Origin of the sequence: Achromobacter deleyi (assembly GCF_902859705.1) — a bacterium.
Lineage (GTDB): Bacteria > Pseudomonadota > Gammaproteobacteria > Burkholderiales > Burkholderiaceae_B > Achromobacter > Achromobacter deleyi.
In genome coordinates this window covers 84300-108160 of sequence record NZ_CADIJO010000017.1, presented here as the reverse complement: position 1 = coordinate 108160, position 23861 = coordinate 84300, and the positions used below count along the sequence as shown (strand labels likewise).

24 protein-coding genes are annotated in these 23861 nt (G+C 68.1%); 4 read left to right on the top strand and 20 right to left on the bottom strand.

Annotated elements, in window-relative coordinates; translation table 11 throughout:
* Positions 1–452: 452 nt before the first annotated feature.
* Complete coding sequence (locus HV798_RS22335; protein ID WP_175196561.1) at positions 453–1316, bottom strand: pirin family protein; 864 nt, start codon at positions 1314–1316, stop codon at positions 453–455.
* A gap of 156 nt (positions 1317–1472) precedes the next feature.
* Between HV798_RS22335 and HV798_RS22330 the strand changes: the two genes are divergently transcribed.
* Positions 1473–2018 (top strand): DNA-deoxyinosine glycosylase, encoded by a 546-nt coding sequence (locus tag HV798_RS22330; RefSeq protein ID WP_175196563.1) that lies wholly within the window; start codon positions 1473–1475, stop codon positions 2016–2018.
* Positions 2019–2059: 41 nt separating this feature from the next.
* Here the strand turns inward: HV798_RS22330 and ccmI are convergent, their stop codons facing one another.
* The 16 genes from ccmI to HV798_RS22250 form a co-directional block, all read right to left on the bottom strand.
* The gene (ccmI, locus tag HV798_RS22325) at positions 2060–3397 is read right to left on the bottom strand and encodes a c-type cytochrome biogenesis protein CcmI (RefSeq protein WP_175216503.1); all 1338 of its coding nucleotides are present in this window, start codon (positions 3395–3397) and stop codon (positions 2060–2062) included.
* Positions 3394–3858, bottom strand: a complete 465-nt coding sequence (locus tag HV798_RS22320; protein ID WP_175194787.1) for a cytochrome c-type biogenesis protein — start codon at positions 3856–3858, stop codon at positions 3394–3396. The genes ccmI and HV798_RS22320 overlap by 4 nt, the downstream gene beginning before the upstream one ends.
* Positions 3855–4376: a DsbE family thiol:disulfide interchange protein gene (locus HV798_RS22315; protein WP_175194789.1), complete on the bottom strand. Its 522-nt coding sequence runs from the start codon at positions 4374–4376 to the stop codon at positions 3855–3857. The genes HV798_RS22320 and HV798_RS22315 overlap by 4 nt, the downstream gene beginning before the upstream one ends.
* A complete protein-coding gene (locus HV798_RS22310) occupies positions 4376–6376 on the bottom strand; it encodes a heme lyase CcmF/NrfE family subunit (RefSeq protein ID WP_175194791.1) in 2001 nt (666 codons plus the stop codon). The genes HV798_RS22315 and HV798_RS22310 overlap by 1 nt, the downstream gene beginning before the upstream one ends.
* Positions 6373–6909: a cytochrome c maturation protein CcmE gene (gene ccmE, locus HV798_RS22305; RefSeq protein WP_175194793.1), complete on the bottom strand. Its 537-nt coding sequence runs from the start codon at positions 6907–6909 to the stop codon at positions 6373–6375. The genes HV798_RS22310 and ccmE overlap by 4 nt, the downstream gene beginning before the upstream one ends.
* Positions 6906–7061, bottom strand: coding sequence for a heme exporter protein CcmD (gene ccmD, locus HV798_RS22300; RefSeq protein WP_175194795.1), 156 nt, complete (start codon positions 7059–7061; stop codon positions 6906–6908). Before ccmD ends, ccmE begins: the two co-directional genes overlap by 4 nt.
* A complete protein-coding gene (ccmC, locus tag HV798_RS22295) occupies positions 7058–7849 on the bottom strand; it encodes a heme ABC transporter permease CcmC (protein ID WP_175194805.1) in 792 nt (263 codons plus the stop codon). Before ccmC ends, ccmD begins: the two co-directional genes overlap by 4 nt.
* A gap of 10 nt (positions 7850–7859) precedes the next feature.
* The gene (gene ccmB, locus HV798_RS22290) at positions 7860–8525 is read right to left on the bottom strand and encodes a heme exporter protein CcmB (RefSeq protein WP_025135498.1); all 666 of its coding nucleotides are present in this window, start codon (positions 8523–8525) and stop codon (positions 7860–7862) included.
* Positions 8491–9147 carry a heme ABC exporter ATP-binding protein CcmA gene (ccmA, locus tag HV798_RS22285; protein ID WP_175194807.1) on the bottom strand — a complete coding sequence of 219 codons (657 nt, stop codon included), beginning with the start codon at positions 9145–9147 and terminating at the stop codon, positions 8491–8493. The genes ccmB and ccmA overlap by 35 nt, the downstream gene beginning before the upstream one ends.
* Positions 9134–9763 carry a cytochrome c3 family protein gene (locus tag HV798_RS22280; RefSeq protein WP_175194809.1) on the bottom strand — a complete coding sequence of 210 codons (630 nt, stop codon included), beginning with the start codon at positions 9761–9763 and terminating at the stop codon, positions 9134–9136. The genes ccmA and HV798_RS22280 overlap by 14 nt, the downstream gene beginning before the upstream one ends.
* Positions 9764–9779: 16 nt before the next feature.
* Positions 9780–10256, bottom strand: coding sequence for a nitrate reductase cytochrome c-type subunit (locus HV798_RS22275; protein ID WP_175194812.1), 477 nt, complete (start codon positions 10254–10256; stop codon positions 9780–9782).
* Positions 10257–10276: 20 nt separating this feature from the next.
* On the bottom strand, positions 10277–12772 hold the full coding sequence (napA, locus tag HV798_RS22270; RefSeq protein ID WP_175194814.1) for a periplasmic nitrate reductase subunit alpha: 2496 nt from the start codon (positions 12770–12772) through the stop codon (positions 10277–10279).
* Positions 12756–13073: a chaperone NapD gene (locus HV798_RS22265; RefSeq protein ID WP_175194816.1), complete on the bottom strand. Its 318-nt coding sequence runs from the start codon at positions 13071–13073 to the stop codon at positions 12756–12758. The genes napA and HV798_RS22265 overlap by 17 nt, the downstream gene beginning before the upstream one ends.
* 23 nt (positions 13074–13096) lie before the next feature.
* Positions 13097–13255 carry a periplasmic nitrate reductase, NapE protein gene (napE, locus tag HV798_RS22260; protein ID WP_025135492.1) on the bottom strand — a complete coding sequence of 53 codons (159 nt, stop codon included), beginning with the start codon at positions 13253–13255 and terminating at the stop codon, positions 13097–13099.
* Positions 13256–13734: 479 nt separating this feature from the next.
* Positions 13735–14589 carry a beta-keto acid cleavage family enzyme gene (locus HV798_RS22255; RefSeq protein WP_175194818.1) on the bottom strand — a complete coding sequence of 285 codons (855 nt, stop codon included), beginning with the start codon at positions 14587–14589 and terminating at the stop codon, positions 13735–13737.
* Positions 14586–15548: a 3-hydroxyacyl-CoA dehydrogenase family protein gene (locus HV798_RS22250; RefSeq protein WP_175194820.1), complete on the bottom strand. Its 963-nt coding sequence runs from the start codon at positions 15546–15548 to the stop codon at positions 14586–14588. Before HV798_RS22250 ends, HV798_RS22255 begins: the two co-directional genes overlap by 4 nt.
* A 136-nt stretch (positions 15549–15684) precedes the next feature.
* On the opposite strand from HV798_RS22250, the gene HV798_RS22245 reads away from it, so the two are divergent.
* Entirely contained in the window at positions 15685–16593 is a 909-nt protein-coding gene (locus HV798_RS22245; RefSeq protein ID WP_175194823.1) for a LysR family transcriptional regulator, read from the top strand.
* A gap of 88 nt (positions 16594–16681) precedes the next feature.
* Here the strand turns inward: HV798_RS22245 and HV798_RS22240 are convergent, their stop codons facing one another.
* Positions 16682–17365: a GntR family transcriptional regulator gene (locus HV798_RS22240; protein WP_175194825.1), complete on the bottom strand. Its 684-nt coding sequence runs from the start codon at positions 17363–17365 to the stop codon at positions 16682–16684.
* A 20-nt stretch (positions 17366–17385) separates the two neighbouring features.
* Positions 17386–19161: an IlvD/Edd family dehydratase gene (locus HV798_RS22235; protein WP_175194827.1), complete on the bottom strand. Its 1776-nt coding sequence runs from the start codon at positions 19159–19161 to the stop codon at positions 17386–17388.
* A gap of 222 nt (positions 19162–19383) precedes the next feature.
* Here HV798_RS22235 and HV798_RS22230 point away from each other — a divergent pair, with 222 nt between their 5' ends.
* Together HV798_RS22230 and pdeR are read left to right on the top strand one after the other, a co-directional pair.
* A complete protein-coding gene (locus tag HV798_RS22230) occupies positions 19384–20379 on the top strand; it encodes a Bug family tripartite tricarboxylate transporter substrate binding protein (RefSeq protein WP_025140941.1) in 996 nt (331 codons plus the stop codon).
* A gap of 365 nt (positions 20380–20744) precedes the next feature.
* Complete coding sequence (gene pdeR, locus HV798_RS22225; RefSeq protein WP_175194829.1) at positions 20745–22742, top strand: cyclic di-GMP phosphodiesterase; 1998 nt, start codon at positions 20745–20747, stop codon at positions 22740–22742.
* Positions 22743–22785: 43 nt separating this feature from the next.
* Here the strand turns inward: pdeR and HV798_RS22220 are convergent, their stop codons facing one another.
* On the bottom strand, positions 22786–23670 hold the full coding sequence (locus HV798_RS22220; RefSeq protein WP_025140943.1) for a crotonase/enoyl-CoA hydratase family protein: 885 nt from the start codon (positions 23668–23670) through the stop codon (positions 22786–22788).
* Positions 23671–23861 lie beyond the last annotated feature (191 nt).

Here is a 23861-nt window from a genome sequence, read left to right as displayed (position 1 = left end):
CGCAGACGGACAGGCTTTTTCAGGCCGGGTAGGCCCGCGCTCGGCATTGCTGCGATAAGTCGGGCTTGCCACGGCCGGGCCACGCTCGGCCGACCGCGGCTCGACCGACGGCCATGACGTGCCGGCATCGGACTGCATCGTGTTCAGCATGGCCGGGATTTCCTCGCTCTTGTCCAGGTGTCCGGCCTGTCGCCGCCGGGGTCCCAGGCCCGTCGCGCCGCTTGCGGCATGGGCCTTTTGATGGCCCCAATAGTAAAGCGCCGCCGGCCCCGCTGACCTGCTGGAAAACCCGTCCCGGAAGCGGAAAAACTATCCGTTTTTCGCAGCGCCTATCCGCGGACTGCGCAAAACAGGCCACCTTCGCAATGAAGGGCCGCGCTGTCTTGCTTTGCCGCGAGAATCGGCTGGCGGGCAGGGACGCCGATTCGGCCCCGCCCGCCGGGTCACGCGCCTTAGTGCATCTGCCCGTACTTGCCGGCGTTGAAGTCCTGGATCGCTTCGACGATTTCGGCCTGCGAATTCATCACGAACGGTCCATAACCCACCACCGGCTCGTCGATCGGCTCGCCGCTCAGCACGAGGAACACGGCGTCGTTGTTGGCTTCGACCGTGATCGAATCACCGTCGCGGCCGAACAGCGTCAGCTGCGCATCGCGCGCCACCGATTCGCCGTTCACCAGCACCGTGCCGCGCAGCATCACCAGCATGCTGTTGCGGCCCGCGGGAATCTCGAACGTCGCCGACTTGCCGGCGGCCAGGCGCACGTCCCAGACGTCGATCGGCGTGAACGTGCGCGCAGGCCCCGCCTGGCCCGCGAAGCTGCCGGCGATGACGCGCAGCGACCCCGCGTCGTCCGGCAGCGACACCACCGGAATATCCGCGTTCAGCAGGCTTTGATAGCCAGCGGGGGCCTTCTTGTCCTTGGCCGGCAGGTTCACCCACAGCTGCACCATTTCCAGCTCGCCGCCCTGGCGCGTGAAGGCGGGCGAATGGAATTCCTCGTGCAGGATGCCCGATGCCGCCGTCATCCATTGCACGTCGCCCGGCCCGATCACGCCACCGTTTCCGGTGGAATCGCGATGCTCGACTTCGCCGCTGTACACGATCGTCACGGTCTCGAACCCGCGGTGCGGATGCTGGCCCACCCCGCGCGGCTGCGTGGCCGGCGCGAACTGTGCCGGACCCGCGTAGTCCAGCAGCAGGAAGGGGCTGACATCCTTGCCCTTGTCCCCATAGGAAAACATCGAGCGCACCGGAAAGCCGTCGCCCACCCAGTGGGGACGCGGACTGGCATGCACACCCAGAATCTTCTTCATGATCGTCATTCCTGTTGCGCGGCCCCTACGGGGCCGTTCGTCATACCTACCAAGATAAGGGCGACAGGCTTGTTTCGGTAGACCCTGGTATTGATAAGCACTGTTCCATCAACAGGACACTGGGCGCGTTCCTGTCGGCTCACGTATCCTTGCGCCATGTCTTCACCTGCAGCCCCCTCCCGGGCCACGCCTGCCGACCACGTCCAAGGCTTTGCCCCTGTCGCCGCCGCCGACGCCCGCATCCTGGTCCTGGGCTCGATGCCCGGCATCGCCTCGCTCAAGCAAGCGCGTTACTACGCCCATCCGCGCAATGCCTTCTGGCCCATCGCGGGCGCGGTCCTGGGCTTTGACCCCTCCCAGGACTACCCCGAACGCCTGGCAGCCCTGCAACGCGCCCGCATCGCGCTCTGGGACGTCCTGCAAGCGTGCGAGCGCCCCGGCAGCCTGGATGCAGCCATTCGGCCCGACACCCTGGTTGCCAACGACTTCGCCGTCTTCCTGGCAGAGCATCCTCACGTGGTGCGCATTTGCTTCAACGGCGGCAAGGCGGCAGCGCTTTACCGTCGGCATGTGCTGCCCGGGCTGGATGCCGGGCGGTCCTTGCAATATGTCGACCTGCCCTCCACCAGCCCGGCCCACGCTGCCGCCAGGTTCGACGAAAAGCTGGCCGCCTGGCGGCAGGCGTTGACGCTGCCGGCGTGACCCGCGGCCGAGTGACGAGACCGGTGTAGGCCGGCCCGCGGTCAACGGACCACGGTATCGGCCACCAATTCCAGCCCGGCCCCCGGCACGGCCACCTCGCTCAACAGGCCGCTCAGGTCGCCGGGCTGGGCCGCGGGCGTACCCGAACGGCTGACGCGGATTTCGACCTGGACGCGGCCGGCGCTGGACAGCGTGGCCTGTGGCGACATGGCGTTGCGGTCGTCCAGCGTGAAGGCGCGCGGCAGGTCGGACACCTGCAGCTTCAGCACGGCCAGCGGCATGCGCGAACCGGATACCGGACGCGCCAGGATGAAGACGGTATCGGTGGGTCGCACCTGTTCCCGCAGGGCGGGAGCGATGCTGGCGTGGCCGCTGAGTTGGCCGGGGGCGGCGGACGGCGCCGCCGTCGCGGAGACAGGGCCCGGCGTGGGACCCGGCAGGGCGGTTTGCGGCGTAGGGGCTGCCCCCGCCGGTGGTGGCGCCGGTCCGGTCGCCTGGCGCTGCGCGTTGCCGTTCCCCCCGTTCGCCTGCGCCATTGCGCGGGCTTGGGCGATGTTCGATTCGATCTGGCGCGCGGCCTCGGATTCGGGCGGCAGGATCGCCTGCAGGCGTTGCCAATACCCTAGTGCTTCTGCGGCGTCGCCCCGCCGCAGCGCCATCATGCCGGCCAACGCCAGGGCCTTGGGCTGGTCCGGCTGGGCCGCCAGGGCCTGCGCAACGGCGGCGATGGACCCGGCATCGGGCGCGCCCTGGTTGGCGGACAACAGCGCATCGGCCAGGTCGGCCAGCACCTGCGGCTGGTCGGGCACCAGGCGCAACACCTGGCGGTAGGCGGCCGCCGCGTCGGTGTAGCGGCCCAGCGTTTCGTAGGAACGGGCCAGCGTATACCAGCCGTCGGCATCGTCGGGCGCGGCGCGCAGGCGCTGGGCCAGCGCGTTGACGGCCAGGGCCATGCTGTCGCCATCGTCGCCGGCATGCGGTTCGGCCGCATCGGCCTGCGCCAGCGTGGCGGCGGCGCGCGGGTTGCCCAGGTGGCCATACAGCAGGGCCGCGGCCAGCGGCAGGGCCAGGCTCAGCAGGCAGGCCGCGGCGACGCCGGCGCGGTGGCCGGTGGCATGCGGCGCGCCGCCGCCGCGTTGTGCCAGGTCCTGCAGCAGGTCGCGCTGCAACTCCTCGTCGGCGCGCGCGGCGGCGTCCGCGCTCAGCGCGCCTTCGCGCAGGTCGCGTTGCACCTGCTCGCGCTGGGCGCGATAGAAGTCGCGCAGGCCGGTATCGGCCTCGCGGGCGGCGGCCGGGGGTGGGCGGCGCAGCAGCGGCGGCACCAGGCACAGCAGGGTGGCCAGCAGCAGGACCAGCACGGCAAGCCAGAGCGGGGTCATGGGCCGGAATCCAGGTAACGGGCCGCGCGGGCGCGTTCGTCAGCCGTCAGCGGCGGGCGCGACCGGGGCCGCCGTGCCAGCGTGCGCAGCAGCACCGCAAAGCCCAGCGCCAGCAGCGCGAACGGCCCCAGCCACAGCAGCCAGGTGACGGGTTTGAAGGGCGGGTCGTAGCGCACGAAGTCGCCGTAGCGGTCTTCGAAGAAGCGCATGATCTGGGCATCGCTGCGGCCCTCGGCCAACTGCCCGCGGATCAGGTTGCGCATGTCGTGGGCCAGCGGCGCGTTGGATTCGGCCAGGGTCTGGTTCTGGCACACCAGGCAGCGCAGGCCGTGCGCCAGGTGTTCGGCGCGCTGCTCCAGGTCGGGCGAGAGCGGCGGCGACGGCGCCTGGGCGCTTGCGGGACTGGCCAGCAGCAGGGCCAGCGCGATCAGGGCGGCGCAGGCGCTTATTCGTTTCCTCATTGCAGCGACTCGATCATCGGCTGGATCCGCGTGCGCCAGATTTCCGGCGTGATCAGGCCCAGCTGCTTGTAGCGGATGCGGCCGGCGCCGTCGATGACGAAAGTCTCGGGGACGCCGTACACGCCGTATTCGATGCCCACCCGGCCATCGACGTCGCTGGCGGAAGCAATGTACGGGTCGCCATGGCGGCCCAGCCAGGCCAGCGCGTCCTCGGGCTTGTCCTTGTAGTTCAGGCCATACAGCGGCACGCCGTGGCGCCGGGCCGCTTCCCGCAGCACCGGCAGTTCTTCGCGGCACGGCGCGCACCACGAGGCCCATACGTTCAGCAGCCAGACCTTGCCGCGCAGCGACTGCACGTCCAGCCGCTGGTCGGGCGCGTGCAAGAGCGGCAGGCTGATGGCGGGGGCCGGCTTGTCGATCATGGCGGACGGCACCGCGCGCGGGTCGCGCGACAGGCCCAGCGCCAGGAACACGGCCATGGCCAGGAACACCGCCAGGGGCAGCAGGTAGCGCAGCATCAGGTGCCCTCCCGCGAGGCCGTGGGCATGGCGCGCGCGTGGGCTTGCGGGGCGCGCGCTTCGCCCTGGCGGTAGCGCTTGTCGCCGGCCGCCAACAGGCCGCCCAGCGCCATCAGCAGGCAGCCGGCCCAGATCCACGCCATGAAGGGCTTGACCTGGATGCGCACCGTCCAGGCGGATCCGCCGGCCGGCTCGCCCAGCGCCACGAACAGGTCGCGGGTGAAGCCGCTGTCGATGGCGGCCTGGCTCAGCGGCATGTCCTGCACGGTGTACAGGCGCTTTTCGGGATACAGCGTGGTGACCGGCCGACCGTCGCGGGTGACGTGGAATTCGGCGCGCTGGGCGCTGTAGTTCGGGCCGGTGGCGGGCGCCAGGCCGGCAAACACGAAGCGGTAGCCGCCGGCCTCTTGCGCCGCGCCCGGCTCCAGCCGCAGTTCCTGCTTGACCTCGTAGCCGTTGGCCAGCGTGGCGCCGGCAATGAAGATGCCGATGCCGGCGTGCGCCAGCAGCATGCCGTACCAAGACCGCGGCTGGCGGCCCAGGCGGCGCAGCCAGTGGCCGTCGCCGTCGGTCAGGCGCTGCCAGGCGTGCGCGGCCGCGCTGGCGACCGACCACGCCGCCAGCCACAGGCCCAGCATCACCAGCGGCGAGCCCAGCCGGATCGGGCCGGGCATGGCTAGCGGCAGCAGCACGGCGGTGGCCACGCTGACGGCGAACGCGATGCGCAGCCGGCGGCCCAGGTCGGGCGCCTGCGCCTGCTTCCAGCGCGCCACCGGGCCCACGCCCATCAGGAAGATGGCGGGCGTCATCAGCGGCACGAACACGGCTTCGAAGTAGGGCGGGCCGATCGAGATCTTGCCCCAGTCCAGCACGTCCAGCACCACCGGGTACAGCGTGCCCAGCAGCACCGAGGCAGCCGCCACGGTCAGCACCACGTTGTTGCTCAACAGCAGCGATTCGCGCGACAGCAGCGCGAAGCCCCCGCCCAGGCCCACCTTGGGCGCGCGCCACGCGTACAGCGCCAGCGAACCGCCCACGATCACGGTCATGAAACCCAGGATGTACAGGCCGCGGCCCGGGTCCACCGCGAAGGCGTGCACCGACGTCAGCACGCCCGAACGCACCAGGAACGTGCCCAGGATGCTGAGCGAAAACGTGCAGATGGCCAGCAGCACCGTCCAGCTGCGGAAGGCGCCGCGCCGCTCGGTGACGATCAGCGAATGGATCAGCGCGGTGCCCGCCAGCCAGGGCATGAACGACGCGTTCTCGACCGGGTCCCAGAACCACCAGCCGCCCCAGCCCAGCACGTAATAGGCCCAGGCGCTGCCCAGCAGGATGCCCAGCGTCAGGAAGGTCCAGGCGGCCAGCGTCCACGGGCGCACCCAGCGGGCCCACAGCGCATCCAGTTCGCCGGACAGCAGCGCGGCGATGGCAAAGGCGAAGGCTACCGAAAAGCCCACATAGCCCATGTACAGCATCGGCGGGTGCACGATCATGCCCGGGTCCTGCAATAGCGGGTTCAGGTCGCGGCCCGCCATGGCCGGCGGCATCAGCCGTTCAAAGGGGTTGGACAGGAACAGCAGGAACAGCAGGAAGCCCACGCTGATCCAGCCCATCACCGCCAGCACCCGGCCGGCGAAGGCCGGCGGCAGGCGCCGGCTGCACAGGGCCACGGCCAGCGTCCAGGCCGTCAGCAGGTACAGCCACAGCAGCAGCGAGCCTTCGTGGCCGCCCCACACCGCCGCGAAACGGTAGGCGGCGGGCAGGTCGGCGTGCGAATTGGCGGCCACGTACAGCACCGAATAGTCGTTCTGCAGAAAGGACGCCGCCAGGCAGCCGATGGCCACGGTGGCCAGGCCGAACTGCGCCACGGCGGCGGGCCGCGCCACCGCCAGCCCCGGATGCCAGCCGGTGGCCGCGCCGATCAGCGGCAGGGTGCCCTGGACGATCGCCGCCAGCAGCGCCAGGATCAGGCTGAACAGGCCGATTTCCGGGATCATCGCGAGTCCGCCCGCAAGGCGCCGGGGCGTGTGCCCGCCGCGGATTCGGAACCAGCGCCGGTGCGCTGGGCGGCGCCGGAGCCGCTCGCGCCGTCATCGGCCCTGGCGCCCGCCGTGGCCCGCTTGATCGCATCGGCGGCTTCCGGCGGCATGTAGTTTTCATCATGCTTGGCCAGCACTTCGGACGCCTGGAACACGCCGTCCGCGCCCAGCTTGCCGGCCGCCACCACGCCCTTGCCCTCGCGGAACAGGTCGGGCAACAGCCCGCGGTAGACCACCGGCACCGAATGCACCGTGTCCGTCACGACGAAGCGCAGCGACAGGCCGTCGGCTTCGCGCTTGAGCGAGCCTTCCTGCACCAGCCCGCCCACCCGGAAGCTGCCGCTGCCGGGCGCTTCGTGCGCGGCAACCTGTGTGGGCGTGAAGAAGAACACCAGGTTCGATTGCAAGGCATTGAGCACCAGCGCGGCGGCGGCCGCCAGCAGGCCCAGGCCGGCCGCCAGCGCCAGCGCGCGGCGCTTGCGCGGGGTCATGGCGCGTCTCCGCGTTGCCGGGCCCGGGCGCGTGCGCGGGCCCGGCGCCACAACAAACCGGCCTCCAGCGCCAGCAGCGCCAGCGTCACGCCATAAGCGCCCAGCAGGTAGGGGCCATGGCCCTGCAGCGAGAACAGCGCGTCCCAGCTCATCGCGCCTTCTCCTCGGCCTGCATTGCGGCCTGCACTGCGGCCGGTTCGCGTTCGGCGATGATGTCGCGCACCCGCGCCAGCCCCACGGCGGCGCTGTACAGCCAGAATGCCGCCACCATCAGCAACATGGCGCCGAGCATCACGTGCGCCATGCTGGGCGCCGTGGTCAGGTTGATGGACGCGCCCTGGTGCAGCGTGTTCCACCAGCGCACCGAGAAGTAGATGATGGGCACGTTGACCACGCCGGCCAGCAGCAGGATGGCGCCGCCGCGGTCGCCGCGGCGCGGGTCGTCGCTGGCGGCCTGCAAGGCCATGAAGCCCAGGTACAGGAACAGCAGGATCAGTTCCGACGTCAGGCGCGCATCCCATACCCACCACGCGCCCCAGGTGGGCTTGCCCCACAGGGCACCGGTCCACAGCGTCACGAACGTGAACAGCGCGCCGGTCGGGGCCAGCGCCCGCATCATCATGAACGACAGCCGGGTCTGCAGCACCAGGCCCAGCGCGGCATACAGCGCCATCACCAGGTACAGGAACATCGACATCCACGCCGCCGCCACGTGAATGAACAGGATGCGGTAGACCTCGCCCTGCTGGCTGTCCACGGGCGCCACCACCAGGCCCACATACAGGCCCGCCGCGCCGAACAGCGCGGCCGCCAGCGCCAGCCAGGGGATCAGCCGGCCGGCCAGCGGATAGAAGCGGGCCGGCGAGGCATAGCGCAGCCAGCCGGGGCGGGACGCGGGGGCGGCCGGGGCGAACGGGTTCAGGGCAGGGGGCTTGTGCATGGGCGCGTCCTCAGTCCAGCGCCACGCGCAGCGCGGCCGACGCGCTCCAGGGGCACAGCAGCAGGGCCAGGCACAGGCCCGCGCCCAGCAGCGACAGTTGCGGGCCGGCGCCCAGGCCGGCGTGCACCGCCGACACCGCGCCGCTGCCGAAGATCAGCACCGGCACGTACAGCGGCAGCACCAGCAACGGCAGTAGCGCGCCGCCGCGCAGCCCCAGCGTCAGCGCTGCGCCCAGCCCGCCGATCAGCGCCAGCGTGGGCGTGCCCAGCAGCAGCGACAGCACCAGCACGCCGATGGCGCCTGGTGACAGGCCGAATTGCAGCGCCAGCACCGGGCTGGCCAGGATCAGCGGCAGGCAGCTGCTGAACCAGTGCGCGGCCAGCTTGGCGCCCACCAGCAGGGGCAGCGGGTGGGGCGACACCAGCAGTTGTTCGAGTGCGCCGTTGTCGTAGTCCTGCGCAAACGGCCGTTGCAGCGTCAAGAGGATGCCGAGCAATGCGCAGACCCACAGCACGCCGGGGCCGATGGCAGCGAGCAGGGCGGGGTCGGGCCCCACCGCCAACGGAAACAGCGACCCCGCCACCACGAAGAACAGCGCGGCGCCCAGCGTTTCCGCGGGCCGCCTCCAGGCCAGCCGCAGTTCACGGCGCGCCAATTGCCACAGCGTTGCCAGCATCGGCGTAGTCGTCCATATCCAGGGTGTGTTTGCGGGCAGGGGATGCGCCCGGGGCGCGGTGCGAGGCCACCACGGCCAGGCCGCCCGCGGCAAGGTGCGCGTCCAGCGCCTGGTCCAGCAGGTCCAGGCTGGCGGCATCCAGCCCCGCATCGGGTTCATCCAGCAGCCAGAGCGGCTTGCGGCTCAGCACCGCGGCGGCCAGCGCCAGCCGGCGGCCCTGGCCTTGCGACAGGCGCGCGGCGGGCGTGTCGGCGCAATCCGCCAGCCGCCAGGCGTGCAGCGCCGCCGTCGTGTCCGCTTGCGGCGCGCCGGCAATCGCCAGTGCGTAGCGCAGGTTCTCGGCCGCGCTCAGTTCGCCGCACAGGCCGTTGCCGTGCGACAGGAAAGCCATGTCGGCGCAATAGGCGGCGAAGTCGCGGCGGATGTCGCGCCCCTGCCAGTGCACGCTGCCCGATTGCGGTTGCAGCAGCCCCGCCAGCATCCGCAACAGGCTGGTCTTGCCGCTGCCGTTGGCGCCGCGCACGTGCAGCCAATGACCCGGAGCCAGGGTGAAGTCGACCGCGCCCGCCGCGCCGCGCCGGCCGACCAGGGCGGCGGCGTGCAGCGCGTCAGCGGCCCGCATGCGGGCTGTCCTGGCCCAGGCCGGGCACCGACGACAGTTCGCCGGGCGGAATGTTGGGCAGTTTGTGGGCGATGCCCTTGTGGCAGTCGATGCAGGTCTTGCTCTTGTCCGCCAGGTAGGTCGAATGCATGTTCTGCGCCCGCACGCTCTGGCGGGTGAAGTCCATGTAGTCGTAGTTATGGCAGTTGCGGCATTCCAGCGAATCGTTGGCCTTGAAGCGGGCCCATTCGTGCTTGGCCAGTTCCAGCCGCTTGTCCACGAACTTCTCGCGCGTGTCGATGGTGCCGAAGATCTTGCCCCAGACCTCCTTGGACGCCTGCATCTTGCGGGCGATCTTGTCCGTCCAGTTGTGCGGCACGTGACAGTCGGAACACAGCGCCCGCACGCCCGAGCGGTTGGTGAAGTGGATGGTGCCCTTGAGTTCGGCGTAGACGTTGTCGCGCATCTCGTGGCAGCCGGTGCAGAATTTCTCCGTATTGGTGAATTCCATGGCGGTATTGAAGGCGCCCCAGAACAGGATGCCGCCGATGAAGCCGCCCACCGTCAGAAAGCCCAGGCTGAAATGCACGCTGGGCCGGCGGATGATGTTCCAGTAGCGCTTGATGAGGTTGAGCATGGCGGCTCCCGGTGCCTTACTTCTTGTCGGACGCCGGGGCGGTCAGGCGCTTGAGGATCACATCGATGTCCTGATACGTGTTGGACACCAGCGGCTTGGCCTCGGACTGCGGCACGTGGCACTGCACACAGAAATAGCGCCGCGGCGACACCTCGGCCAGCACGTTGCTGTCGCGGTCCATGTAGTGGGTCACGCTGAGCGGCGGCGCCTGGGTCTCTTCGGTATTCACGCGCGCATGGCAGGCCAGGCAGCGGTTGAAGTTCTTGTCGATCTGGTAGCCATCGATGGAATGCGGAATGGTCGGCGGCTGCATCGAATACGTGCGCATCCGCTTGATGTCCTTGTTCTCGATCGGGCTGATCAGCGGCGGATCGGTCTCGTCGGCAATCGGGGTGGGGCCGCGCATCGGGTCCTCGACCTCGAACGGCGGCGCGGCCCAGGCGGCCGTACAGGTGGCGGCGCACACGGCGAAAACTAGAGCGCGTAGGTTCATGGCTGTCTCCGGTACGCCGTTCAGACCTTGACGATCTTGACCGCGCACTTCTTGAAGTCGGTCTGGAACGAGATCGGGTCGGTGGCGTCCAGCGTGACCTTGTTGATCAGCTGGCCGGCGTCGAACCACGGCACGAACACCAGGCCGCGCGGCGGCTTGTCGCGCCCGCGGGTTTCCAGCCGCGTGCGCATCTTGCCGCGCCGCGACACGATTTCCACCTCGACGCCGCGCCGCAGGCCCATCGCCTGCGCATCGTCGGGGTGCATGAAACAGACCGCGTTCGGAAACGCCCGGTACAGCTCGGGCACCCGCCGCGTCATCGACCCGGAATGCCAGTGCTCCAGGATGCGCCCGGTGGACAGCCAGAACGGGTATTCCTTGTCCGGCGACTCGGGGGGCGGCTCGTAGGGCAGGGCGTAGATCACCGCGCGGCCATCCGGATTGCCGTAGAACTCGAACCCGGCGCCCGGCTTCACATAGGGGTCGCTGCCTTCGCGGTAGCGCCACAGCGTTTCCTTGCCCTTGACCACCGGCCAGCGCAGCCCGCGCACCTCATGGTAGGTGTCGAACGGCGCCAGGTCATGGCCGTGGCCGCGGCCGAACTCGGCGTATTCCTCGAACAGGCCCTTCTGCGCATAGAAGCCGAAGGCCTCGGCTTCCTGGTTGGCGTAGTCCTTGTCGCGCTCGGTATTCGGGTAGCGGTTCACCTTGCCGTTGGCAAACAGCACGTCGAACAGCGTCTTGCCGCGGTACTCCGGCTTCTTGGCCAAGAGGTCCGCCGGCCACACTTCCTCGACCGTGAAGCGCTTGGAAAACTCCATCAGCTGCCACAGGTCCGACCGCGCCTGGCCCGGCGCATTCACCAGCTGGTGCCAGAACTGCGTGCGGCGCTCGGCGTTGCCGTACGCGCCTTCCTTTTCCACCCACATCGCCGCCGGCAGGATCAGGTCCGCCGAAATCGTCGTCACCGTCGGGTAGGCGTCGGACACCACGATGAAGTTTTCCGGATTGCGATAGCCCGGCAAGCCCTCGTTCATCAGGTTCGCCGCCGCCTGCATATTGTTGTTGACCATCACCCAATAGGCGTTGATCTGGCCGTCCTTCAGCATGCGGTTCTGCAGCACCGCGTGCGCGCCCACCTTCTCGGGAATGGTGCCCGCCGGCAACTGCCACAGTTCCTCGGCATGCGCCCGGTGCTTGGGGTTCGTCACCACCAGGTCGGCCGGCAGCCGGTGCGAAAACGTGCCCACTTCGCGCGCCGTGCCACAGGCCGAGGGCTGCCCCGTCAGCGAAAACGGGCTGTTGCCCGGCGTCGAAATCTTGCCCGTCAGCAAATGGATGTTGTAGACCATATTGTTGGCCCACACCCCGCGCGTATGCTGGTTGAAACCCATCGTCCAGAACGAGGTCACCCGCACCTTCGGGTCGGCATACAGCTCGGCCAGGTCCTGCAGCTGCTTCTTGGGCACCCCCGACAGCTTGGACGTGTATTCCAGGTCGTAGCGCGACACGAACTTGGCGAACTCGTCATAGGTAATGGGCTTGGAGCCGCCCGCCTTGTCCGCATTCTTGGCCGCCTTCTGCAGCGGATGGTCCGGCCGCAGCCCGTAACCGATATCCGTATTGCCTTCGTGGAACACCGTGTGCTTGTCCACGAACTCGCGGTTCACCCGCTTGGTCTGGATGATGTGGTTGGCGATGTAATTCAGGATCGCCAGGTCCGTCTGCGGCGTGAACGTCAGCGTCAGGTCCGCCAGCTCGTACGAACGGTGCTCGAACGTCGACAGCACCGCCACCTTCGTCTTGGGCGCCGACAACCGCCGGTCCGTCACCCGCGTCCACAGGATCGGGTGCATCTCGGCCATGTTCGAGCCCCACAGCACAAACGCGTCCGCGTTCTCGATGTCGTCATAACAGCCCATCGGCTCGTCCGCACCGAACGTGCGCATGAACCCCACCGCCGCCGACGCCATGCAATGCCGCGCATTCGGGTCCAGATTGTTCGAGCGGAACCCCGCCTTCATCAGCTTCAGCGCGGCATAGCCTTCCCACACCGTCCACTGCCCCGACCCGAACATCCCCACCGCCTCGGGCCCCTTGTCCTTGAGCACCCGCTTGAACTGCTCGGCCATCACATCGAAAGCCTGGTCCCACGACACCGGCGCGAATTCCCCATCCTTCGCGTACTTGCCGTCCTTCATGCGCAACAGCGGCGTCGTCAGCCGGTCATTGCCATACATGATCTTCGACAGGAAATAGCCCTTGACGCAGTTCAGCCCCTTGTTCACCTCGGCGTTGAAATCCCCATGCGTCGCCACCACCTGGTTGTCCTTCACCGCGACGTTCACGCCACAGCCGGTCCCGCAGAACCTACAGGGCGCCTTCGACCACTTCAGCTTCGCCGCTTCCGACTCCGTCACGATGTTCTGCGTGAATCCCACCACCGGAATCCCCGCCACCGTCGCCGCCGCCGCAGCGGCCGATTGCTTGATGAAATCCCTACGGGCCATTGCCATCGTCGATCTCCTCGTTCATCGCCGCCAACGTATCGGCATGCTGGTAAACCAGCGCCGACGCCAGCACGCCATCGAGCCGCTGTATCTGCGAAATCCGCGCCATCATCTCGTCGGTCGTCGGGGCCTCCAGCGTCACCACCAGCTTGCCCATGTCGGACGCCCCATGAATCTCGGCACCCGCCACCGCCAACACCGCCGCCCGCACCTCATCCAGCCGACGCGGCGACGCATGCACCACCAGGCTGGCAATATGCAATTCAGGGGAAGCCGGCAAAGCTGCCGGCAGAGGATGCGCGGACATGGGGAACGTTCCGTCGCTATCCATCAGCTGCCCGGGGGACCGGCAATCAACTGATAGAACCAAACGATGAAACCGTAGCCCGCGACAATGATCACCGTAAGAACGGGGGCCATGACAGCCGTCAGGAACAGAAAACTGCGCAACTCCTGAGGCCTTGAGTAGCCATCTGACTCGTCTGACACACACCACCTCACCAGGACAGTTGGGGTATTGCGTTTAACGTGCGGATGTCAAAGCTTTTAGCAGATGCGTTTTGAACGCGTCAATGTTGCGCCACAGCGAAAACAAGGCAAAAACCGCTATATATACAAGCACATAGCGACAGAGGCAGATGCGCCCCGTCAGCACGAAGCGGTGCGCCCAAACACGCAACCAAAACAACGTGGCGATTGGCCACAGCACCTGCCAAACAGCCAACCAGACAACCCACGCATACAACAATTGGAGCCTGGGGCGTCGGCGGCCTGCCGAGCGCGGCCGTGTAGAGGGCGCCCGGCGGAATCCGAAGGCAGGCGGCGGAGCCGCCAACGAGGATGAGCACGGGGAAGTCCGGAGCGAAGGCTCCGGACCGCCCTCGTAGGCCGCGCTCGGCAGGCCGCCGACGCCCCAGGCGGCCCAAGAACACAGCCCTACGCGAGCAAAGAACAACAGCAACTAACCGCTAAGCAACCGCCCCATAAATAACCCGAGCCTGCGCCGCATCCGCCACAGGCCGCCCCAACGCGCGCGCGCCTTCAACCGCCTGCCGAACCAGATCGGCATTCCCCCCCGCCACCGACCCATCCCGCAACTTCAGATTATTCTCGAACCCCACCCGCATATGCCCCCCGAACGCCGCCGCCGTCGTCACGCAAGCATTCTCCTCGGCCCCGAACGCACAAACCGCCCAAGGCAGCGTATGGTCGTAAGCCGCCAGAAACGGCAGCAGATCGTAAGCCGATGACGTCTGCCCCACGCTATAGCGCCCCAGCACGAACAGCACCGACCAGGCCCCCGGCGGCACCAGCCCCCGCGCCCGCAGCGACAGCCAGCGCCGCACATCCCCTTCGTCGTACAGAATGATCTGCGCCATGATCCGGCGCTCTGCCACCCACGCCAGGAACGCCGCCAGCTCCGCCTCAGGGATCTCCGGCACCGCGATCTCCCGCAGTCCCATCGACACCGCTTCCGGCTGCAACTCGCGTACCAATGCGATCTGCTCCGCCGCCTTGTACACCCCCGCCGCCTCGCTCGTCACCTGCACCAGCAGCTCGCGGCCCACGGCGCGGTCCACCGCCGCCAGCGCCTCGCGGTACGCGTGCGCGTCCAACAGATGGCTGCCGTCCGGCTTGCGCACGTGCATGTGCATCATCGCAGCGCCTGCGTCCAGGCAGGCGCGCGCCTCCAACGCCAGCGCGTCCGGCGTCATCGGCACCGCCGGATGGTCCGCCGCCTTCTTGTACGCCCCGTTTGGCGCCACCGTCACGATCACCGGCGACTCGGCCAGCGCCGCGCGGGCAAAGGTAGCCGCGCTCATGGCTGGATCTCCGGCAGTTCCGGCGCAATCAGGTCCAGCCCCGCGCGCAGCAGCCGGTCGTAGCGCGCGCGCTCGGCCGCGATCGTTTCCGGCGTCCAGGTATAGAACCCTTCACCTGCTTTCATCCCGTAGCGTCCGTCCGCCGCGCGTTCCGCCAGGCATTGCGCCGGATGGTCATCGTTGCAGAACGTCGGATACATCGTCGCGCCCGCCGCCGCGTGCACATCGATGCCCGCGTGGTCGCGCTGCATCACCGGGCCGGCCGCCAGGAAGCGGAAGCCAAACCCGAAACGCACCGCCGCGTCCACGTCTTCCGGCGACGCAATACCGCGATCGATCAGATTGAACGCCTCGCGCGACAGCGCATGCTGCAGGCGGTTGGCCAGGAAACCCGGCAGATCCTGGCGCACCTTCACCGGCACGCTGCCGCAGCGGCGCATGAACGCGATCAGCGCATCCGCGCGGGCCTCGTCGCTGGCCTCGCCCATCACCACTTCCACCAGCGGCACCAGGTGCGCCGGCATGAAAAAGTGCAGGCCCAGCATGCGCTCGCGCGTCGTCAGCCCCTGGCTGATCGCGCTGATCGGGAAACTGGAACTGTTGCTGGCCAGCACCGCATCCGGCCGCGCGCGCCGCACCAGACCGGCGAACAGCGCCTGCTTGATGTCCAGCCGTTCCGGCACGCACTCGATCACCAGGTCCACGCTGGCCCAGTCCACCGCGTCCAGGCTGGGCGCCGTGCCCAGCAGCGGCGCATTGGCCTCGCGGCCGATGGTCTTGAGGTTTTCCGCCACGCGGGCGGGCAGCGCGGCGGCGCGCGCGGCGTCCGGCTCGATCACTGTCGTGCGGCAGGCGGCGCGCGTCAGCACCACCGCCACGTCGGCGCCCATCGTGCCGCCGCCCACCACCACCGCATGCGCCGCGCCCGGATTGGGCAGGGCCTTCGCGTCCGTCTGCATGGTTTGCTCCTTATTCTGAAACCGCTGCTGCATCAGTATTGGGCGCCGAGTGTAGAGAAGCTTGTTTGATTGATGAATCAGATTTTTTGGATAGAATGATCGACAAATCAGATCAATAATCGAGGCCGCCGCCAGCATGCAGATCAATCTTTCGATGCGCGATATCGACACCACCCTGGTGCTCGGGCGCACGCTCAACTTTCGCCAGGCGGCCGCGCAGTTGCACCTGTCGCAGTCGGCCCTGTCCACCCAGGTCCAGCGCATCGAGGAATCGCTGGGCGTGAAACTGTTCGACCGCACCACGCGCACCGTGCGGCTGACGGCCGCGGGCGAAGTCTTCATGCAGCAGGCCGCGGCATTGCAGGTGGCGTTTCGTGATGCCATCGCCGCCGTCAGCGGCATCGCCAGCGCCGAGCATGGCCAGGTGTCGGTCGCCGCGCTGCCGTCGCTGGCCGCACGGCTCTTGCCGCGCGTGCTGATGGCCTACCGCCAGGCCCACCCGCAGGTCGCGCTGAAAGTACGCGACACGCTGTCCGGCCCCGCCTTCGACCTGGTACGGGCCGGCGAGGTGGACTTTGCCCTGACCGCCGCCGACCCGCAGCACGCCGACCTGCACTACGTGCCGCTCATGTCCGACAGCTTCATCCTGCTGATTCCCCAGGCGCACCCGCTGGCCAAGTCGCGCGGGCCTTTGCGCTGGGCCGACACGGCGTCTGCCGCGCACGTGTCCATGGTGCATCCCAGCAGCGTGCGCCAGTACACCGAATGGGCCTTTCTGCAGAACCGCATCCGCTTCACGCCGGCCTTCGAGGCCGAGCACCTGACCACCATCGTCGCGATGGTGGAATGCGGCTTTGGCGTGGCGGCGCTGCCCGAGATCGCCGCGGGGGCGGTGGCGCAGAACGGCATCGTGCAGCGGCCGCTGATCGGGCCGGTGGCCGAGCGGTCGATCGGCCTGGTCACGGCGCGCAACCGCAGCCTGCCGCCGGCGGCGGCCGCGCTGGTGGCAACGCTGAGGGAATATCTGGCGGACCCGGCGCGCTGACGGCAGGCGGGAAACCGCGGCGGGGGCCGTGGGCAGTGCGGGGCGCTACGGCAAGGAGACTGACCCCAGGCGCCGCACCTCTCGCGGCTCAGGCCCCGCGCCGGGCCTGTTCCGACGCCAGATAGGCGTCACGCGAGGGCAGCAGGTGGTCCCGGCACACCGCCATCAGCGTGTCGCGGTCTCCGTCGCGTAGCGCATGGATCATGGCCCAGTGTTCCTGGCGGGCGCGTTCGCGGTAGTTGGCCGCGGCCAGCGAGCCGAAGCGGATCGGGTGGGTGCGGCGCGCGTATTCCTCGATGGCCTGGCCCAGCACGGCGTTGTCCAGCAGGCCGAAGAATTCGCGATGAAAGCGCTGGTTGCTGCGAAACACGCGGCGCGCGTCGCCATCGGCCACCGCCGCGTCGTGTTCGCGCTGCACCGCGGTCAGCGCCGCCAGCCGCGCCGGGGGCACGGGCAGCGGCATGAGGCTGGCGGCATGCACTTCGAGCACCTCGCGCAGCGCATACAGCTCCATCACGTCGTTCACCGAAAACGCCCGCACCACCGCGCCCACGTTGCGCTTGCGTTCCACCACGCCCAGCAGTTCCAGGTCGACCAGCACCTGGCGCACCGCGTGGCGCTTCATGCCGAAGCGCGCCATCAGCTCGTCTTCGGTCAGCCGTTCGCGCGGATGCAGCCGGCCGAAGACGATGTCTTCTTCCAGCGCCGCCACCGCTTGCGAGACGGCGTCGGGCGCTTGCGGTTGCAGGGCGTCGGGGGTGATGGCGTTCATGGTGCAGGGCAGGGACAGGGTTATTTCTTGGGCACCGTATCCCGCGTGACCCCGGCGCGCAGGAAGTCGAAATCGACGCCCTGGTCGGCCTGCGTGACGGTCTGCAGGAACAGCTTGCGGTAGCCGCGGTCGGCGGTGGGGCGTTCGACCGGGCGGGCCGCCATGCGGCGGGCCAGCTCGGCGTCGTCCACCAGCAGCGCGATTTCTCGCTGCGCCACCGACAGGCGGATACGGTCGCCATTTTGCACGTAGGCCAGCGGTCCGCCAATCGCGGCCTCGGGCGTGACGTGCAGCACGATGGTGCCGGCCGCCGTGCCGCTCATGCGGCCGTCGGAAATGCGCACCATGTCCTTGACCCCGGCGCGCGCCAGCTTCTTGGGAATCGGCATGTAGCCGGCTTCGGGCATGCCCGGCGCGCCGGTGGGGCCGATGCGCTTGAGCACCAGTACGTCGTCGGCAGTCACGTCCAGCGCCTCGTCGTCGATGCGGCGGGCCATGTCTTCGGCGTCTTCGAACACCACCGCGCGGCCTTCGTGTTCCATCAGCTTGGGGTTGGCGGCCGACTGCTTGATGATGGCGCCGCCCGGGGCCAGGTTGCCGCGCAGCACGGCCAGGCCGCCCACGGGGTAGATCGGGTCGGCGGCGCTGCGGATCACGTCCTGCTTGAAGGGGGCGGGGGCGTCGTCCAGTTCGTCGCCCAGGGTGCGGCCCGATACCGTCAGGGCGTCCAGGTGCAGGAAGGGGCGCAGCTCGCGCAGCAGGGCGGGCATGCCGCCGGCATGGTGGAAGTCTTCCATGTAGTGCTGGCCCGAGGGCTTCAGGTCCACCAGCACCGGCGTTTCGCGGCTGATGCGGTCCAGGCCCGCCAGGTCGATGTCGATGCCCAGGCGGCCGGCGATGGCCGTCAGGTGCACGATGCCGTTGGTCGAGCCGCCGATGGCCAGCAGCACGCGCAGCGCGTTTTCGATGGACTTGCCGGTCAGGATCTGGTCGGGCGTCAGGCGCGAAGCGGCCATGGCGACGGCGGTGGCGCCAGTGCGCTCGGCCACGCGGACCCGGTCGGCCGTGACGGCGGGGGCCGATGCGCCGCCCGCCACCATCATGCCCAGCGCTTCGGTGATGCAGGCCATGGTGCTGGCCGTGCCCATCACCGAACAGGTGCCCACGCTGGCCACCAGCTGGTTGTTGACGTCGGCGATCTCGGGCGCGTCGATCTCTTCGGCGCGGTAGCGGCCCCAGTAGCGGCGGCAGTCGGTGCAGGCGCCCACGCGTTCACCGCGATGCGAGCCGGTCAGCATGGACCCGGTCACCAGCTGGATCGCCGGCACGCCAGCCGACGCCGCGCCCATCAGTTGCGCCGGCACGGTCTTGTCGCAGCCGCCGATCAGCACCACGGCATCCATGGGCTGGGCGCGGATCATTTCCTCGGTGTCCATGGACATGAGGTTGCGCAGGTACATGCTGGTGGGCTGCGAGAAGCTCTCGTGCACCGAGATGGTGGGGAAGTCCATCGGCAGGCCGCCAGCCAGCATCACGCCGCGCTTGACCGCTTCGATCAGCTGCGGCGCGTTGCCGTGGCAGGGGTTGTAGCTGCTGCCGGTGTTGACGATGCCGATGATGGGGCGCGACAGCGCGTCGTCGGACAGGCCGGCGCCCTTGATGAACGCCTTGCGCAGGAACAGGGAAAAGCCGATGTCGCCGTAGTTGGTCAGCCCGCGCGCCACGCCGCGCGACTGCGCGCCGTCGCTGTCGAAGGGGCCTTTGGCGGGCTTGCCGCCCTGGGTGTCGTCCGTCATTTTTGTTCCCGATAATATTATTGATAATCCAGGGGCATGATCATATCCAGCCTTTGAAAGTCGCCGCAAGCGGTTTCAGCAGGATTTTTTATTGATCAAAATAAACGATCAGTCGATAGAAAAATTCTGATTCTTCTATCAAGTTTCGGCTCCTACACTGGCGCGGTTGACGAGCCGGGCGTCCGTTCCATTCCTATACTCATCCCGGCAGGAGACCTACCCATGTCCGACCTGCGCCTGCGGCCTCGCCGCGCCTTGCTGCTTTCCCTGCTGGCCGTCTGCGCCGGCGCCGCGACCCCGGCGATGGCTGCCGATGCGTACCCCGACAAGCCCATCCGCCTGATCGTGCCGTACCCGCCCGGAGGCGCCACCGACGTGATCGGCCGCGTGCTGGCGCAGGAACTGACCGGCGCGCTGGGCCAGTCGGTGATCGTGGAAAACCGCGCGGGCGCGGCCGGCAACATCGGCGCCGACCAGGTGGCCAAGGCGCAACCCGACGGCTACACGCTGCTGATGGGCGCGCTGACCAGCCATGCCATCAACGCCGCGCTGTACCGCGGCCGGGTCACGTACGACGTGGAAAAGAGCTTCGCGCCGGTATCCATCGTGGGCACGGTGCCGCTGGTGTTCGTGGTCAACCCGACGGTGCAGGCCAACAACCTGCAGCAGCTGATTGCGCTGGCCAAGTCGCGCCCGGGCTACGTCACCATGGCCTCGGCCGGCAACGGTTCGCCGCAGCATCTGGCCGGTGAAATGTTCAAGCGCGCCGCTGGCGTGGACATCCTGCACGTGCCCTACAAGGGCAGCGGCCCGGCCATGACCGACCTGATGGGCGGCCAGGTGCTGAGCATGATCGAAACCGTGCCGGCTTCGCAGGCCAGCATCAAGGCCGGCAAGCTGCGCGCGCTGGCAGTGACGTCGCCGCAGCGCGTCGAAGCCTTGCCCGATGTGCCCACCGCGGCCGAGGCCGGCCTGAAGGACTTCGAAGTCAGCTCCATGTTCGGCATCGTCGCGCCCGCCAACACCCCGGCGCCGGTCATCGAACGCCTGAACGGCGAGTTGAAGAAGATCCTGGCCAAGCCCACGGTCAAGGCGTCGCTGCTGAACCAGGGCGCCATCGCCGAATGGACCAGCCCGGCCGATGCCCGCGCCCGCGTGTCGGCCGAACTGGCCCGCTGGACCAAGGTCATCGACGAAGCCGGCGTCAAGCCGGAATAAACCGGCAGGTTCCATCAAAAATAGGGGCGGCACGCAGACGCGGCCGCCCGCATGCGGCCCCCCGGTATCCGGCGGGCCGCATTGTTGCGTCTGCCGGCTGCCGCTTTTGCGCCACATGCCAAAAATAGTCACAAATTTTCGGCGTTATTGTTTGCGTGCATTGCGGTGCAGCACGCAACGGACATGAAGATTGGGATAGATTGAGGAATCATTCATAGCGCGGGTGTCGGGCAGGCACGCACACTCGCCGACTATGTTGAAATATTCCGCAATACAGCATCGGCGCCGGTCCGCCGGGTGGTTGACCCCAAACTGACTACACCGTAATGTTCTTTGCAGCCTTCCTAGGACGGCGGGGGACTCCAATGACTGAGACTCAGGACGAAAAGTCGATCCTGTACCTGCATTTCGGTACGCCTAGCCCGTATTGGAGGCTGGCGGCCGACAGCGATGCGATCGAACTATCCGCCGTCAAGGGCGCCACCAACATTGCCATGGCGCTGCAGCCCGAGCAGGCGCAAGCCATTCGCGCCCTGACCGGCATCACCTCAAGCCTGCGTATCGACATCTCGCTGTATGGCGAGCCGGTACGCCTGCACCTGGTCGGCCGCAAGATCAACCCCACCGAATGGGCCGGCACTGCGTCGGCCCACACCGATACCGATTCGGTCGCGCGCGACCTGGTCGAAGGCCTGTCGTTCGCCGAGACCGTGGTGTCCGAAGCCAATTCGGTCATCGTCATCGTCGACCAGCACGGCCGCGTGCAGCGCTTTAACAAGGTCAGCGAGGAATACACCGGCAAGCGCGAACAGGACATCGTCGGGCGCAGCGTGTTCGACATGTTCATGACGCGCGAAGAGGCCGCGGCCTCGCGCCGCAACATCGCCGAATTCTACAAACGTGGCCAGTCGTACGAGGTCGAACGGCTGATCAACACGGTCAAGGGCCCGCGCCTGTTCCTGTTCCGCAACAAGTTCGTCACCAGCGGCAGCGGCGAAAAGCGCGTCTACCTGATCTGCTCGGGCACCGACATCACCGAAGAACGCCAGGCGCAGGAGCGCCTGCGGGTGCTGGCCAACACCGACATGCTGACCAACCTGCCCAACCGCCACGCCATCACGGCGCGGTTGCAGGCGGCGCTGGCCGAAGGCGAGGGCGCCAGCGGCGGCGTGCTGTTCCTGGACCTGGACAATTTCAAGCGCATCAACGACCACTACGGCCACGGCTTTGGCGACCGCCTGCTCAAGTCGGTGGCAGTGGCCATTTCCAGCTGCCTGTCGCCGGGCCAGACGCTGGCGCGGCTGGGCGGCGACGAATTCATCGTGCTGCAGGAAGGCGCGCAGGCCTGGCAACTGGAAGCCACCGCCGAGCGCATCATCGAACGCCTGCGCGAACCGTTCCGCCAGGAGCTGATCGAGGTCTACACCAGCTGCTCGATCGGCATCGCCATGTACCCGCAGCACGGCGAAGACCTGGACAGCGTGGTGCGCAGCGCCGACATCGCCATGTACGTGGCCAAAGAGGCCGGCCGCCACACCTACCGCGTGTTCCAGCCCGACATGGACCGCCGCAACGCCGACTACGTGTGGCTGGACACCAATCTGCGCAAGGCGTTGGCCGAAGGCCACCTGATGCTGTATTACCAGCCCAAGCTGGCCGGCCGCGGCGGCGACGTCGACAGCGTCGAAGCCCTGCTGCGCTGGCGCTCGCCCGAGCGCGGCATGATCTGCCCCAGCGTCTTCATTCCCTACGCCGAGGAATCCGGCCTGATCTCGCAATTGGGCGTCTGGGTGATGCGCGAGGCCGCGCGCCAGGCCGCGGCCTGGAAGCGCGATGGCCTGAACCTGCGCGTGGCCGTCAACATGTCGGCTCGCCAACTGGATGACAAGGGCGTGGTCAGCGAATTCATGCGGGCGGTCAACGACGCCGGGCTGGACCCCTGCCTGCTGGATATCGAACTGACCGAAAGCTGCCTGATCGAAGACGAAGTCGCCGCGATCGAGCTCATGAAGCAGTTCCGCCAACTGGGCGCGCGGGTGCACCTGGACGACTTCGGCACCGGCTATTCGTCGCTGTCGCAGCTGGCGCGCATTCCGCTGGACGCGATCAAGCTGGACGCCAGCTTCGTGCGCGGCGTGAACGAGAACCCGGTGTCGCAGGCGTTGGCGCGGGCCATCGTGGCCGTGGCCCGTACGCTGGAACTGAAGGTGATCGCCGAAGGCGTGGAAACCCAGGAAGAAACCGCCTTCCTGGACACGCTGGGCGTCGATGCCAAGCAGGGCTACCTGTACGCCAAGCCGATGCCGGCGGCGGAATTCACCGCCTGGCTGGCGCAGCGGCGCCGGCTGCACCTGATCGCCTGACGCCGTGCGTGGCGGCGGGCAGGCCCGCCGCGGCCTGCCCCATTCAATGCATCGTCGCGTCCAGCGTCGTCTCGGCGCCGCCGGACGAGCGCCGGTTCTGCGCCATCACCAGCCGTTCCATGTAGGCCCGGTCCTTCGGGTCGATCATGAAGGCGGCGTCCACCCAGTCTTCGGTGATGTCCATCAGCTCTGACCGCGTCAGCTGCAGCACGCGCTGGCGCGCCCGCAGCATGGCGCGCATGCCGTTGAGCTTGGGCCGCATCACGTCGATGAAGGTGCGGGTGGCCTTGTAGGCGTCGCCCGGCTCGAACACCACGTCCACCAGGCCGCGGGCCTGGAACCATTCGGCGGTGTGCGATTCGCCCGAGCCGATCAGTTCCTCGGCCAGCTTCATGCCCGAGCGCCGCGCCACCAGCGAATAGCCGCCCATGCCCGGGAACAGGTTGAAGGCCATTTCAGGAAAGCCCATGCGGGCGTTGTTCTGCGCCAGCACGAAGTGGTGGGCCAGGGCCGCCTCGAAGCCGCCGCCCAGGGCCGTGCCTTCGATCATGGCCAGCGACACGGCGCCGGTGTCAAAGCCGCGCGTGGCCGCGTGCACGCAATCCACGCAAGCGCGCGCATAGGCGCGCAGCGCCTCGCGCTTGCCCGTGCGGATGGCTTCGGCAAAGAAGTTCAGGTCGCCGCCCACGTTGTAGATCTGCGGCACCAGCGAACCGGTGACCCAGAAGTCGATGGGCAGGCCCGAATCCTTGGCGGCGCGCGCCAGGGTCATGATTTCGTCGATCAGTTCATGGTTAAAGCAGGGGCGCGGCTGGGCGCGCAGCATCATCCACATGACGCGTCGTCCTTCTTCGTAGAACGCGGAGACTTGCTTCAGAGTGCCTGCGGCGGTGAAGGGATGGCAATCCGGATGAATGAGTTGATTCATTAGCTTTCGTCCAATCGATCAAGGTGAGTCGGAGTACTGCGGGGCCAGCCTAAACCAGCTGGCGCCCAGTCCCTCTCATGCAAACCTCGTTCGGCCGGCCAGAGTTCTCCGTAGTGCAAACATCCGAGTGATTGTTGGGAAAACTTTGCATCGGCGGCGCCCGGTCATGCACGTGGATGACGTGCGCCTCG

Bases quoted from the DNA above. Each gene is read 5' to 3' on its own strand.
- HV798_RS22335 (WP_175196561.1), bottom strand. From the start codon at position 1,316: ATGAAGAAGATTCTGGGTGTGCATGCCAGTCCGCGTCCCCACTGGGTG.
- HV798_RS22330 (WP_175196563.1), top strand. From the start codon at position 1,473: ATGTCTTCACCTGCAGCCCCCTCCCGGGCCACGCCTGCCGACCACGTC.
- ccmI (WP_175216503.1), bottom strand. From the start codon at position 3,397: ATGACCCCGCTCTGGCTTGCCGTGCTGGTCCTGCTGCTGGCCACCCTG.
- HV798_RS22320 (WP_175194787.1), bottom strand. From the start codon at position 3,858: ATGAGGAAACGAATAAGCGCCTGCGCCGCCCTGATCGCGCTGGCCCTG.
- HV798_RS22315 (WP_175194789.1), bottom strand. From the start codon at position 4,376: ATGCTGCGCTACCTGCTGCCCCTGGCGGTGTTCCTGGCCATGGCCGTG.
- HV798_RS22310 (WP_175194791.1), bottom strand. From the start codon at position 6,376: ATGATCCCGGAAATCGGCCTGTTCAGCCTGATCCTGGCGCTGCTGGCG.
- ccmE (WP_175194793.1), bottom strand. From the start codon at position 6,909: ATGACCCCGCGCAAGCGCCGCGCGCTGGCGCTGGCGGCCGGCCTGGGC.
- ccmD (WP_175194795.1), bottom strand. From the start codon at position 7,061: ATGAGCTGGGACGCGCTGTTCTCGCTGCAGGGCCATGGCCCCTACCTG.
- ccmC (WP_175194805.1), bottom strand. From the start codon at position 7,849: ATGCACAAGCCCCCTGCCCTGAACCCGTTCGCCCCGGCCGCCCCCGCG.
- ccmB (WP_025135498.1), bottom strand. From the start codon at position 8,525: ATGCTGGCAACGCTGTGGCAATTGGCGCGCCGTGAACTGCGGCTGGCC.
- ccmA (WP_175194807.1), bottom strand. From the start codon at position 9,147: ATGCGGGCCGCTGACGCGCTGCACGCCGCCGCCCTGGTCGGCCGGCGC.
- HV798_RS22280 (WP_175194809.1), bottom strand. From the start codon at position 9,763: ATGCTCAACCTCATCAAGCGCTACTGGAACATCATCCGCCGGCCCAGC.
- HV798_RS22275 (WP_175194812.1), bottom strand. From the start codon at position 10,256: ATGAACCTACGCGCTCTAGTTTTCGCCGTGTGCGCCGCCACCTGTACG.
- napA (WP_175194814.1), bottom strand. From the start codon at position 12,772: ATGGCAATGGCCCGTAGGGATTTCATCAAGCAATCGGCCGCTGCGGCG.
- HV798_RS22265 (WP_175194816.1), bottom strand. From the start codon at position 13,073: ATGTCCGCGCATCCTCTGCCGGCAGCTTTGCCGGCTTCCCCTGAATTG.
- HV798_RS22255 (WP_175194818.1), bottom strand. From the start codon at position 14,589: ATGAGCGCGGCTACCTTTGCCCGCGCGGCGCTGGCCGAGTCGCCGGTG.
- HV798_RS22250 (WP_175194820.1), bottom strand. From the start codon at position 15,548: ATGCAGACGGACGCGAAGGCCCTGCCCAATCCGGGCGCGGCGCATGCG.
- HV798_RS22245 (WP_175194823.1), top strand. From the start codon at position 15,685: ATGCAGATCAATCTTTCGATGCGCGATATCGACACCACCCTGGTGCTC.
- HV798_RS22240 (WP_175194825.1), bottom strand. From the start codon at position 17,365: ATGAACGCCATCACCCCCGACGCCCTGCAACCGCAAGCGCCCGACGCC.
- HV798_RS22235 (WP_175194827.1), bottom strand. From the start codon at position 19,161: ATGACGGACGACACCCAGGGCGGCAAGCCCGCCAAAGGCCCCTTCGAC.
- HV798_RS22230 (WP_025140941.1), top strand. From the start codon at position 19,384: ATGTCCGACCTGCGCCTGCGGCCTCGCCGCGCCTTGCTGCTTTCCCTG.
- pdeR (WP_175194829.1), top strand. From the start codon at position 20,745: ATGACTGAGACTCAGGACGAAAAGTCGATCCTGTACCTGCATTTCGGT.
- HV798_RS22220 (WP_025140943.1), bottom strand. From the start codon at position 23,670: ATGAATCAACTCATTCATCCGGATTGCCATCCCTTCACCGCCGCAGGC.